We start from the raw sequence: 12,535 nt of genomic DNA, 5'->3' as shown, positions 1-12,535 counted from the left end.
TCAAGATAGGAGCCGCCATGACACCCGACCCCCATGCCCTGTTTCAGCTGACTGGTCCCCTGGCCATTCTGGGCTGGCTGTCTCTGGCCTTCGCCCCCCTCGCACCGCGCCTTGCCGATGCCGTCGCGGCGCTGGTGATCCCGGCGCTTTTGTCGGTCGGCTACACCGCCCTGATTTTGGTCCACTGGTCTACGGCCCCCGGCGGCTTTGATTCGCTTGCCAATGTGATGGCGCTGTTCACCGACCCCTCCATCGCCCTGGCAGGCTGGGTCCACTACCTCGCCTTCGACCTCTTCGTCGGCGCCTGGATCACCCGCACCGCCCGGGCCGAAGGCATCCCCCACCTTCTTGTCCTGCCCTGCCTAGTCCCGACCTTTCTCTTCGGCCCTGCCGGGTTCCTGGCCTTCACCGCCCTGCGCGCCGCCTTCGCCGCCCGGGCTCAGATGACGAAAGTCCCCGCATGACCCTGTCCCTTGCCACCCCCCGCGCCACGCTCCCCGACCTCAACCGCATCGCCAGCGACGCCCCCGCCTACACGCTGCTTGCCATCCTGCTCGCCCTCGGTCTTCTCCCGCTTTACGCCGCCATGTGGCTGGACCTGCGGGTCTTTCAGGACGAAAGCCCCTGGATGAAGCCGATCAAGTTCCACTATGCGCTTGGCGTCTACTCGGTCTCCCTCGCCTTCTTCGCCCGCTACATGCCGCTCCAGACCCGACTGGGCCGCCCCTGGCGCTGGTTCACGGCTGCGGTGGTCGTCGCGATCCTGGGCGAGGTGGTGTGGCTCTCCTCCGCCGCGATGCTGAACACCGCCTCGCATTTCAACACCACGATCCCGGCCTTCACCGCAGTCTACCCGCTGATGGGCCTTTTCGCCGTCCTTCTCACCTCGGCCAGCCTGGTCATGGGCATCTCGGTCCTGCGCAACCGGGCGTCCAGCCTTCATCCCGCGCTCCACCTCGCCATCGCCTTCGGCCTGATCCTGACCTTCGTCCTGACCATCCCCGTCGCGGGCTATCTCTCCAACAGCGGCACCCACTTCGTCGGCACCTCGACCCGCACGCTCTGGATCATGGGCTGGTCCCGCGATGCCGGAGACCTCCGCGTCGCCCACTTCCTTGCGACCCACGCGCTGCACTTCGTTCCCGTCGCGGGCCTGCTGGCGGTCTGGCTGGCCCCGGCCCGCGCCACCCGCCTTGTCTGGCTCGCCGCCGCCGCCTTCGCCGCGCTGGTGATCTTCACCTTCGTCCAGGCGCTGCAAGGCCAGCCCTTCCTGCCCTTCCTCGGCTGATCCGGCTTTTCCTCGCCCCTGTCGCGCGCTACACACCGCGCGACAGACAAGGGACGCCCAAGATGCCGATGGAAAAGACCTTCAACGCCGCCGAGGCCGAGGCGCGGATCTCGAAGCTCTGGCTTGACCAGAAGGCCTTCGCGGCCGGGGCCAATGCCAAGCCCGGCCACCCGGCGTTTTCCGTGATGATCCCGCCGCCGAACGTCACCGGCTCGCTGCACATGGGCCACGCCTTCAACAACACGCTGCAGGACATCCTGACCCGCTGGCACCGGATGATGGGCGACGACACGCTCTGGCAGCCCGGCACCGACCACGCCGGGATCGCGACCCAGATGGTGACCGAACGCGAGATGGCTTTGAGCCAGGAGCCCGACCGCCGCACGATGGGGCGCGATAAGTTCCTCGCCCGTGTCTGGCAGCAGAAGCAGAAGTCGCGCGGCACGATCATCGGTCAGCTCCAGCGCCTCGGCGCTTCCTGCGACTGGGACCGTGAGGCCTTCACCATGTCCGGCGCTCCCGGCGCGCCAGAGGGTGAGGACGGCAACTTCCATGACGCCGTCATCAAGGTCTTCGTCGACCTCTACGACAAGGGCCTGATCTATCGCGGCAAGCGCCTCGTGAACTGGGACCCGCACTTTGAGACCGCAATCTCGGACCTTGAGGTCGAGAACACCGAAGTCCCCGGCCACATGTGGCACTTCAAATACCCGCTCGCGGGCGGCCAGACCTACGAATACGTCGAGAAGGACGCCGAGGGCCGCGTGACCCTGAGAGAGACCCGGGATTACATCTCCATCGCCACAACGCGCCCCGAAACCATGCTGGGCGACGGGGCGGTCGCGGTTCATCCATCGGATGAACGCTACGCGCCAATCGTCGGGAAACTCTGCGAAATTCCGGTGGGGCCGAAAGAGCACCGCCGCCTGATCCCGATCATCACCGACGAATACCCGGACCCCAGTTTCGGCTCCGGTGCCGTCAAGATCACCGGCGCGCATGACTTCAACGACTACGCGGTGGCCAAGCGCGGCGATATCCCCTGCTACCGCCTGCTCGACACCCGGGCCCAGATGCGGGCGGATGGAGTGCCTTATGCCGAAGCCGCCAAGATCGCCGGTCAAATGTCCCGCGCCTGGCTGGTCGCCAAGGGCTATGCGACGCCCGGCATCGCCGAGCAGCCCTTCACCCTCTCGGAATCCGAGATCGACGCCCTGAACCTCGTCCCCGACGACCTCCGCGGCCTTGACCGCTATGAGGCCCGCAAGCGCGTGGTCGAGGCGATCACGGCCGAGGGGCTGGCGGTCACCACGCTGAAGAAATCCGTCGACAAGGAAACCGGGGCCGAACACCTGGAACTGGTGCCTTACGTCGAGTCCAAGCCGATCATGCAGCCCTTCGGCGACCGCTCCAAAGTGGTGATCGAGCCGATGCTGACCGACCAGTGGTTCGTCGACACCGCGAAGATCGTGGAACCGGCCCTGGAGGCGGTGCGGACGGGCCGGACGAAGATCATCCCGCCGTCGGGCGAGAAGACCTATTACCACTGGCTGGAAAACATCGAACCCTGGTGCATCAGCCGCCAGCTTTGGTGGGGGCATCAGATTCCGGTCTGGTACGGACTGGACCTGTCGGCCCCAGGCTTCCGAGATGATGAGGGCGACGAGGCGCTCGACGAGGTGGAAATCCTCCGCGTCCTGGGCGACGGCGGCTATGTGTCGCGCGATGCGACCTACCATTGTGCGGCTGACTTTGCGACGGTGAGCGAAAGCTTCCGCGATACGCTGGCCGCCCTGCCCCATCCTCTCAACCACGCCCGGGTGGTGGAAGTCGCCGACCGGGAAGCGGCGGTGGAGGCCTTGGCGGCCGCGCTGGCAGCCTACGGGACGGAACAGGACCCGACGAAACTGGTCTATCCGATCTGGCGCGACGAGGATGTCCTGGACACCTGGTTCTCCTCCGGCCTCTGGCCGATCGGCACGCTCGGCTGGCCGGAGCCCACGCCGGAGCTGCAGAAATACTTCCCCACCTCGGTCCTCGTCACCGGGCAGGATATCCTGTTCTTCTGGGTCGCCCGGATGATGATGATGCAGCTGGCCGTGGTGAACGACATTCCGTTCCACACCGTCTACCTGCACGGCCTCGTCCGCGACGCCAAGGGCAAGAAGATGTCGAAATCCCTCGGCAACGTCATCGACCCGTTGGAGATCATCGACGAATACGGTGCCGACGCGCTGCGGTTTGCCAATGCGGCGATGGCCTCCCTCGGCGGCGTGCTGAAGCTGGATACCCAGCGCATCGCGGGCTACCGGAACTTCGGCACCAAGCTCTGGAACGCCTGCCGCTTTGCCGAGATGAACGGGGTCTGGGAGGGTCACGCGACCGGCCCCGCGCCCCAGCCCAAGGCCACCGCCAACAAGTGGATCATCGGCGAAACCGCCCGCACCCTTGCCGAGGTCAACGAGGCCTTGGAGGCCTTCCGCTTCGACACCGCCGCCGACGCGCTTTACAAGTTCGTCTGGGGCAAGGTCTGCGACTGGTATGTCGAGTTTGCCAAACCCCTGTTCGACGGCCCCGATGCCGCCGAGACGCGCCAGACCATGGCCTGGGTCCTCGACCAGTCGATGATCCTCCTCCACCCCTTCATGCCCTTCATCACCGAAGAGCTGTGGGGCACGACCGGCAAACGCGAAAAGCTGCTGGTCCATACCGACTGGCCGGACCTACCGCAAAGCCTGATCGACGCCGAGGCCGCGCAGGAAATGTCCTTCGCGACCACCCTCATCGACGACATCCGCTCGGCCCGCGCACAGGTGCATGTGCCGGTGGGCCTGAAAGCCGACCTCGTGGCGACCAGCCTGACCGACGCCGCGCGGCAAGCTTTCCAGAGGAACGAGACGCTGATCAAGCGGCTGGCGCGGATCGACCAGGTCACCGAAGGCCCGGCCCCCAAGGGCTCCATCGCCGTGGCGGCCGAGGGCGCTGCCTTCGCGATCCCGCTGCAAGGCCTGATCGACATTGCCGAGGAGAAATCCCGCCTGCAAAAGGCGCTGGACAAGCTGGGCAAAGAGATCGGCGGGCTGAAAGGGCGGCTCGACAACCCGAACTTCGTCAAGTCCGCGCCCGAGGATGTGGTGATGGAAGCGACCTCGAACCTGGAAGCGCGCGAGGATGAAGCGGCGAAGATTCGCGCCGCACTGGTCCGGTTGGCCGACCTTGGCTGACCGGCCCGTTGCATCCACCGGTTAACGATTCCTGAACGCCCGCAGCCAAGCCCTTGAAAAGGCTTGGGCTCAGCAAGTGTCCACGCGCGGGCAGCCCCCTTGCCTGCCGCCCTGACCCGTGCCAGCCTGCCGCCATGACCCGCTTCCTGACCCCCCACGCCGCCCAGCTCCCCTCTACCGTCCCCTTCACCGGCCCCGAGACGCTGGAGCGCCGCTCCGGCACCCCCTTCCGTGGCCGCCTCGGCGCGAACGAAAGCCTCTTCGGCCCCTCCCCCCGCGCCGTCGCCGCGATGAAGGCGGCTGCAAGCGAGGCCTGGATGTACGGCGACCCGGAGAACCACGACCTCAAGCAGGCCCTCGCCGCCCACCACGGCGTGCCCCCGGCCCATATCGCGGTCGGTCCCGGCATCGACGGCCTCCTCGGCCTGATCTGCCGCCTGACGCTGGAGCCGGGCACCCCGGTCGTGACCTCCCTCGGAGCCTACCCGACCTTCAATTTCCACGTCGCAGGCTACGGCGGCCTGCTGACCCGCGTCCCCTACAAGGGCGACCACGAGGACCCCGACGCCCTGCTTGCAGCCGCCCGATCCACCGGCGCGAAACTGATCTACCTGGCCAACCCCGACAACCCGATGGGCAGCCACCACCCCGCCTCGGTCGTCGAGGACATGGTGGCGAACCTGCCCGACCACACGCTCCTGATCCTGGACGAGGCTTACGCCGACCTCGCGCCCGCAGGCACGGTCCCGACCATCCCGGCCGACCATCCGCAGGTGATCCGCATGCGCACGTTTTCCAAAGGCTACGGGCTGGCCGGGGCCCGGGTCGGCTACGCGATCACCAACCCCGATCTGGCACTGGCTTTCGACAAGGTGCGCGATCATTTCGGGATGAGCCGGATCAGCCAGGCGGGGGCGCTGGCGGCGCTGAGGGATCAGGGTTGGCTGAAAACTGTGCAGGACCGGACGGTCAAAGCGCGGGACCGGCTTTCGGCCATCGCCCGGGCGAACGGCTTGCGCCCCCTGCCCTCGGCCACCAATTTCGTCACCATCGAGTGCGGGCGGGACGTTGACCATGCGCGGAAGGTTCTGACCGAACTGGGCAGCCGCGGCGTGTTCATCCGCATGCCGGGGGTGGCCCCGCTTGATCGTTGCATCCGCATCAGCCTGGGGGATGACCAGACGATGGATATCCTTGAAGAAACCTTGCCACAGGCTCTGGTTGCGGCCGGCTGATCACTCGGCCGCGAGGTCGGATTTCGCCGGACCGACCGCAGGGGCATTGCCCGGTGTGGGTGCCTCGGCCGGGCCAAGGCGCGGAGTGGTCGGCACTGGCTGTTGCAAGAGAAGGCGCGACGCCTGCAGAGCTTCCATTGCACTCACCTCAACGGCCCGACGGAAGACGAGAACATTCTGGAAGGTGGTCTTGGTCCCGGTGAACCCGGACCGCTCTTCGCAGGGCAGCGAGTCGGCGCGGACATAGTCCCAGCCCTCGTCCCCGAGCTGATTCATCAGCGTGGTCAGCGCATAGGCAAAGCGGTCTTCGGTGGTCTTGACCCCCCGCGCCTTTTCGCCCCGCTTGGGGGCCGGAATGACTTTGAACTCGAAACGCTGCATCGGGTTGCTCCCAGGCACGAATTGCGGAAGTGATAGGAGATTCCGACGCATAGCGCAAATCACCAAGACTTTTGCCGGCAAAAGCGCGCCAGTTGAAAAACAGGTCGGGTCAAAATCCTTCGAAAGATCTTGCAGGACTTCTCGAAAAGTCTTGGCCCCCCGGAGTCAGAGTCCCAGTTTCGCCGCCACGAGCGCGTTGACCGTGGCAGGGTTGGCCTTGCCGCCCGAAGCCTTGATCACCTGGCCGGTAAACCAGCCCGCAAGCTTGGGGTTTGCCTTGGCTTTTTCCACCTGTTCCGGGTTCGCGGCGATGATCTCATCCACGGCCGCCTCGATGGCGCCGGTGTCGGTGACCTGCTTCATGCCCCGCGCCTCGGCAATCTGGGCCGGGTCGCCGCCTTCGGTATAGACGATCTCGAACAGGTCCTTGGCCATCTTGCCGCTGATCGTGCCAGCCGCAATCAGGTCGATGATCCCGCCCAGTTGCTCGGCCGAAACCGGACTTGCGGTGATGTCGTGGCCTTCCTTCTTCAGGCGGCCGAAAAGTTCATTGATGACCCAGTTCGCCGCCATCTTGCCGTCGCGGCCCTTGGCGACGTCGTCGAAGTAACGGCCACTATCAAGTTCGGCGGTCAGGACGTTGGCGTCATAGTCGGTCAGGCCGTAGTCGGCCATGAAGCGGGCCTTCTTGGCATCGGGAAGCTCGGGCATGCGGGCGTGGATGTCGTCGACCCAGGCCTGCTCGATTTCCAGCGGTAGAAGGTCGGGGTCGGGGAAGTAGCGGTAATCGTGGGCCTCTTCCTTGGACCGCATCGAGCGGGTCTCATTCTTGTCGGGATCGTAAAGCCGGGTTTCCTGCACGACCTTGCCGCCATCTTCCAGGATGGAGATCTGGCGGCGGGCCTCGTAGTCGATCGCCAGCTGGATGAAGCGCATTGAGTTCATGTTCTTGATCTCGCAGCGGGTGCCGAGATGCAAAAAGTCCTGCGTGGCCTGATACTTCTCGTACTGGCCCGGACGGCAGACCGAGACGTTCACGTCGGCGCGCAGGTTGCCGTTCTGCATGTTACCATCGCAGGTACCAAGATAGCGCAGGATCTGGCGGAGCTTGGTCACGTAGGCGGCCGCTTCCTCGGGTCCCCGGATGTCGGGGCGGGAGACGATCTCCATCAGCGCGACGCCGGTGCGGTTGAAGTCGACGAAGGACAGGGCCGGGTCCATGTCATGGATCGATTTCCCGGCATCCTGTTCCAGGTGGATGCGTTCGATCCGGACGAGGCGGGCGATGCCGGGAGCGAGTTCGACCAGCACTTCGCCCTCGCCCACGATGGGGTGGTAAAGCTGGGAAATCTGATAGCCCTGCGGCAGGTCCGGGTAAAAGTAGTTCTTCCGGTCGAAGGCGGAGGTCAGGTTGATCTGCGCCTTCAGCCCCAGCCCGGTGCGGACCGCCTGTTCGACGCAGAATTCGTTGATCACCGGCAGCATCCCCGGCATCGCGGCGTCGACGAAGGCGACGTTGGAGTTGGGTTCTGCGCCAAAGGTCGTCGAAGCGCCGGAGAAGAGCTTGGCATTCGAGGACACCTGGGCGTGGATCTCCATGCCGATGACCAGTTCCCAGTCATGCTTTGCCCCGGCAATCACCTTGGGTGTTGGCGCGGTATAGGTCAGGTCGAGCATGGAGTGCCTCCGAGTGGTCTTGAGGCGGTTTAGGCCGCAAGGACCGACAGGGCAAGGGGTCGGGTCGTCAGGTTCTGCGGACGAGAGTGCCGAGGCCGTCACCGCGCCGCACGATCCGCGCACCGCGTTTCAGGGCGGGCCCGAAGACTTCGGCCATCGCGAAAGCGAGGGCCTGGTTGCCGGTGTCCCAGCAGTCCAGCTGGATTTCGCGCAGACGGTTCCACAACACATCGGACAGCGCGGCGCGGGTCTTTGTCAGGTGCCAGGCGGCGGTGGGTCCTGCCTTGCGGAAGCCCATCGCCATGCCGGACAGAAGATGCGCCGCGACATTGGCCCGAACCTGGCAGCCCGTCGCGGACTGATAGTCGGCCAAAGCTTCGAAGAAGTACTCATGGTCAAGGGTCGGTGACAGGTCACCGAACGTCTCGATCGCGGCGATGTGGTAGATGGCGTAGGCGGACTTGCCGGTCAGGCCTTCGGTCAACCGGACCGCGCGGCGGGCCTCGCGTTCGAAAGCCGACAGCGAGCCGTACCAGCCCGGCAGCATGTTCACCGCATGCGCGGCGTGGACGGCTGCATCCTCGGGGTCAAGATCGACCCAGTCTTCGTACCATTCGCGGCAGACAGCGCCGCCATCCTCGATCCCCGGGACCAGAGCATAGCGGGTCGCGGCCAGAAGCGGCGACATCTCCTCGATGGGGTCGAAGAGGGTCACCAGGTCCTCAGCCGCCACAAAATGCGCCGCGGCCTCGGCCCAGGCGTCACGCGACAGCGAGGCCGCCGTCGGGTTGCGTTTGGCGTTGGCCAGATCGACATGGGCCTGTGCCAATACCTGTGCGGCACAGTAGTCCTCGGAATTGCGGTCGTAGACGTCTTCCAGCACCGCCAGTTCGGCCCGTGCGGCCACCCAGTCGCCATGCGAGATCGCGCTGGAAAGGCCCGCCCGCATCCCGTCGCTGATCAGGGGTGCCACGCGCCGCCCGCCCGAGGCCATCACCCGCTCCTGGTCGGTGTAGCGCAGGGCTTCCAGAAGGTCCGTCCATTCCCCCGCGGCGGCCATCGCGGCGTGATCGTCGCGGACGCATTGCCATTCGGTCTTTTCCGGTCCCGCGCGCATCACCGGCACATCGATCCGCGAAAGCACCTGATCGGCGGTCAATCCGTCCAGCATGTCCAGGGTCGAGCCAGCCTGAAGCCGCAAGAGGACGGCGTCTTCTTGCTGACTGCGGCCTGTGCGGGTTTTCACGTGCAACAACGACGGTGTAACTAGCATCGACTCGCCCCTCCGGGCTGGTTTCGCCCGTTCAAGGTTAAAAGTGACCAATGATCAGGGCGGAAAAATGGAAATGCAGTGATCTTCAGGTGACCTCGTAATGCTTCTGCGTGTGATTTTCGGTGTACTGGCAACTGCTTCGCTGGTCGGATGTGTCCAGACCAAACCCGATGAGGCGATGTCCTTCATCGCGCCTCCGATGCAGTGGGACCACCACCCCGAGGCCAATGAATGGACCGAATCAACGCTGACGGCGCTGTCAAGCAAGGATCAGGTTCTGTCCGAACGCGTGCCTGCCGACATCGAAACCTGGTGCCCCGGCTATGCCGAAGCCTCGGTCGAAGAGCGCCGCGCATTCTGGGCGGGCCTTCTGTCGGCCGTGGCCAAGTACGAAAGCACATGGAACGAACGCGCCTCGGGCGGCGGTGGGCGCTGGATCGGACTGATGCAGATCGACCCGCGTTCGGCAGCGAACTACGGCTGCGAGGCCACTTCGGTGAACGCGCTGAAGGACGGCGAGCAGAACCTGGAATGCGCGGTCGAGATCATGTCGACGCAAGTGGCCAAGGACGGGCTGGTGGCTGGTGGCGGCAACCGCGGCATCGGTCGCGACTGGGCACCCCTGCGGTCCAGCGAGAAGCGGTCGGCAATGGCCGAGTGGACCCGTCAGCAGCCCTATTGCAAGGCCTCGTAACGCCTGACTGATCCTTGAACGCCGGGCGATCCGGCGAGTCGATGCGCATCCTCACTGCTGGCCCCTTGGACATCAGCGGCGCGCAGCTTCCGTGCCGTGCTGCCAAGTCAGCCTGCCGACAGCATTCGCTCCACCATCTCACGAAGGTCGCCCGATAGATCGGGGACCGCCAGCATCCGTTCCAGTTCCTTCCTTGCGCGCTTGCGCCGCACCGCATCATAGCGGGGCCAGGTCTCGAACGCGGTGGAGACGCGGGCCGAGGTCTGCGGGTTCAGGGGATCAAGCTTCAATAGCCAGTCGGCAACGAACTGGTATCCTGAGCCCGAGCGGTGGTGGAAGGCGGCGTGGTTGGCAGCCAGCGCCCCGATGATCGTGCGGAAGCGGTTGGGGTTCTTCCAGTCGAAGCCGGGCGTCTGGATCAGTCGGGCAGCAACGGCGGCGGCGTCGCCGGGTTCGGCCGTGACGATCTGAAGCGCGTACCACTTGTCCATCACGTTCGGATCCCGGGCCCAGCGCGCGGCAAAGCTGGTCAGTTCCGGCTGGCCCTGATGGACATCAAGCAGGGCCGCCAGAGCACCGATCTCTTCGGTCATGCTGCGAGCGCGGGCAAAGGCCGAGGCGGCGAGCTTGCCACCGTCACGGCGCGTCAGAAGCTGGAGGGCTGCAATCTTCAAAGCCCGGCGGCCGGCCTGGGCGGCCGAGGGCGAGAAGGGCGCGTTGTCATCCAGCTCTTTGTAAAGCCTGGATACTCCGTCCCCAAGCCGGATCGACAGCGCCCCTGCCATCTCGCGCCGGGCGGCGTGGATCTTGGCGGGGTCCGGAATACGGCCCATCGCGTGGATGGTCTGGGCAATGTCATCTTCGCCCGGCAATCGCAGGCAAAGCGCGCGGAAGGCGGGATCAAGGGTGGCGTCGAAGGTGACGGCGGCAAGTGCATCCAGCCAGTCGGGCCGCACCGGCGTGCCTTTCAGCGCCATTTCGGCCATGACTTCCTTGGCCAGCGCCCGGCCTGCTTCCCACTTGTTGAACGGGTCGGTGTCGTGGGCCAGAAGAAAGGCGCGTTCCCCGGGCACAGGCTTGCGGTCCAGCACCACCGGTGCCGAGAACCCGCGGAGGATGGAGGGCACGGGCTTGGCCGCCAGCCCGTCAAAGCGGAAGGACTGCCTGGCGCGGGTCATCTCCAGCATGATCGTCGGCACGACTTCATCGCCATTGGGGTTCAGAAGGCCCACCTTGATCGGAATGACCTTGGGCTGCTTTTCCGGCTGGCCCGGCGTCGGCGGGTTTTTCTGGGTGAACGTCAGCGTATAGACGCCTTCGTCCCAGCCCTCCTCGACTTTCAGGCGGGGGGTGCCGGCTTCGGAATACCAGAGCTTGAACTGGGACAGGTCGCGGTCGGTCACATCCTCGAAGACCCTGAGCCAGTCCTCGATGGTGGCCGCATCCCCATCGTGGCGGTCGAAGTAAAGGTCGAGCGCGCGCTTGTAGGCGCCGTCGCCGACCAGCGACTTGAGCATCCCGATGACCTCGGCCCCCTTCTCGTAGACGGTGGCGGTGTAGAAGTTGTTGATCTCGATGAAGCTTTCGGGACGCACTGGGTGGGCCAGCGGACCGTCATCCTCGCGGAACTGGCGGCTGCGCAGGGTGACGACATCCTCGATCCGACGGACTGCCGCCGACCGCATGTCGCCGGAAAACTGGTGGTCGCGGAAGACGGTCAGGCCTTCCTTGAGGCACAGCTGGAACCAGTCGCGGCAGGTGATGCGGTTGCCGGTCCAGTTGTGGAAGTATTCATGGGCGATGATCGCCTCGATCCGATAATAGTCGTCGTCGGTGGCGGTTTCGGGCGAGGCGAGGACGTAGCGGGAGTTGAAGATGTTCAGCCCCTTGTTCTCCATCGCTCCCATGTTGAAGTCATCGACGGCGACGATGTTGAAGACGTCCAGATCGTACTCCCGGCCGTAAACCTGTTCATCCCAGCGCATCGAGCGGATCAGGCTGTCCATCGCATAGGCGCAGCGGTCCTCATCGCCCGGTCGGACCCAGATGTTCAGGTCGACCGGGCGACCCGAGGCCGTGGTGAACTTGGCGGAATGGGCACGCAGGTCGCCTGCCACGAGGGCGAAGAGGTAGGCGGGCTTCGGCCAGGGATCGTCCCACTCGGCCCAGCCTTTGCCCTGCCCGGTGGGATTGCCGTTGGACAAGAGGATCGGCAGGTCGGATTCGATCCGCACCTTGAAGCGGGACATGACGTCGGGGCGATCGGGGTAGTAGGTGATCTTGCGAAAGCCCTCGGCCTCGCACTGGGTGCAGTACATGCCCTTGGACATGTAAAGGCCTTCAAGGGCGGTGTTCGCCTCGGGTGCGATTTCGACTTCGGTTTCCAGCGTGAACGGGGCGTCGGGCAGGTCCTTGGCGGCGAGGGTCAGGGACTGGTCGTCCACCGTGGGCGTCACTGGTGCGCCGTTGACCGTGCAGGAGATCAGCGTCAGCCCCTCGCCATCCAGGCGCAGGTCATGGCGTCCGGGGCGCTGCGGGTTCGGGCGAAGCTGAAGCCGGGTCGACACACGCGTCGCCGAAGGAGCAAGCCGGAAGGTCAGGTCCACGCTTTCGAGCAGGTGGGTGAAGGGTTGGTAGTCGGAAAGATGGACGGTCTTCTGCTCGGTCATTGGGCGCTCCATTTGTTACAGAAGCTACGGGGAATGGCGCGCGGCGCAAGGGGGAGGCCGGTAACAGTCGTTTGCCGCTTTACGAATCCCCGCG

Annotated in this window: 9 protein-coding genes; 5 read left to right on the top strand and 4 right to left on the bottom strand. The window is 65.3% G+C overall.

Features of this window, described 5'->3' with window-relative positions; translation table 11 throughout:
• Window positions 1-17: 17 nt before the first annotated feature.
• The 4 genes from Q0C42_RS18305 (at window position 18) to Q0C42_RS18290 (ending at window position 5,747) form a co-directional block, all read left to right on the top strand.
• Entirely contained in the window at window positions 18-464 is a 447-nt protein-coding gene (locus Q0C42_RS18305; protein ID WP_295079356.1) for an ABA4-like family protein, read from the top strand.
• Window positions 461-1,288 carry a hypothetical protein gene (locus Q0C42_RS18300; RefSeq protein WP_295079353.1) on the top strand — a complete coding sequence of 276 codons (828 nt, stop codon included), beginning with the start codon at window positions 461-463 and terminating at the stop codon, window positions 1,286-1,288. Before Q0C42_RS18305 ends, Q0C42_RS18300 begins: the two co-directional genes overlap by 4 nt.
• Window positions 1,289-1,350: 62 nt before the next feature.
• Complete coding sequence (locus tag Q0C42_RS18295; RefSeq protein WP_295079350.1) at window positions 1,351-4,512, top strand: valine--tRNA ligase; 3,162 nt, start codon at window positions 1,351-1,353, stop codon at window positions 4,510-4,512.
• 134 nt (window positions 4,513-4,646) lie between these two features.
• Window positions 4,647-5,747 carry a pyridoxal phosphate-dependent aminotransferase gene (locus Q0C42_RS18290; protein ID WP_295079347.1) on the top strand — a complete coding sequence of 367 codons (1,101 nt, stop codon included), beginning with the start codon at window positions 4,647-4,649 and terminating at the stop codon, window positions 5,745-5,747.
• Here the strand turns inward: Q0C42_RS18290 and Q0C42_RS18285 are convergent, their stop codons facing one another.
• From Q0C42_RS18285 to Q0C42_RS18275, 3 genes are all read right to left on the bottom strand, one after another.
• Window positions 5,748-6,128 carry a DUF4177 domain-containing protein gene (locus Q0C42_RS18285; RefSeq protein ID WP_295079344.1) on the bottom strand — a complete coding sequence of 127 codons (381 nt, stop codon included), beginning with the start codon at window positions 6,126-6,128 and terminating at the stop codon, window positions 5,748-5,750.
• A 165-nt stretch (window positions 6,129-6,293) separates the two neighbouring features.
• A complete protein-coding gene (gene gatB, locus Q0C42_RS18280; protein ID WP_295079341.1) occupies window positions 6,294-7,805 on the bottom strand; it encodes an Asp-tRNA(Asn)/Glu-tRNA(Gln) amidotransferase subunit GatB in 1,512 nt (503 codons plus the stop codon).
• Window positions 7,806-7,872: 67 nt separating this feature from the next.
• Complete coding sequence (locus Q0C42_RS18275) at window positions 7,873-9,078, bottom strand: hypothetical protein (protein WP_295079339.1); 1,206 nt, start codon at window positions 9,076-9,078, stop codon at window positions 7,873-7,875.
• Window positions 9,079-9,178: 100 nt separating this feature from the next.
• On the opposite strand from Q0C42_RS18275, the gene Q0C42_RS18270 reads away from it, so the two are divergent.
• Window positions 9,179-9,772 (top strand): transglycosylase SLT domain-containing protein, encoded by a 594-nt coding sequence (locus Q0C42_RS18270; RefSeq protein ID WP_295079336.1) that lies wholly within the window; start codon window positions 9,179-9,181, stop codon window positions 9,770-9,772.
• 107 nt (window positions 9,773-9,879) lie between these two features.
• Here the strand turns inward: Q0C42_RS18270 and pepN are convergent, their stop codons facing one another.
• Window positions 9,880-12,441, bottom strand: coding sequence for an aminopeptidase N (gene pepN, locus Q0C42_RS18265; RefSeq protein ID WP_295079334.1), 2,562 nt, complete (start codon window positions 12,439-12,441; stop codon window positions 9,880-9,882).
• Between the last annotated feature and the right edge of the window lie 94 nt (window positions 12,442-12,535).

Origin of the sequence: Tabrizicola sp., from assembly GCF_022842145.1 — a bacterium.
Taxonomy (GTDB): Bacteria; Pseudomonadota; Alphaproteobacteria; order Rhodobacterales; family Rhodobacteraceae; genus Tabrizicola.
Note: the sequence above shows the minus strand (reverse complement) of the source record. Positions and strands in the feature narration are given on the sequence as shown.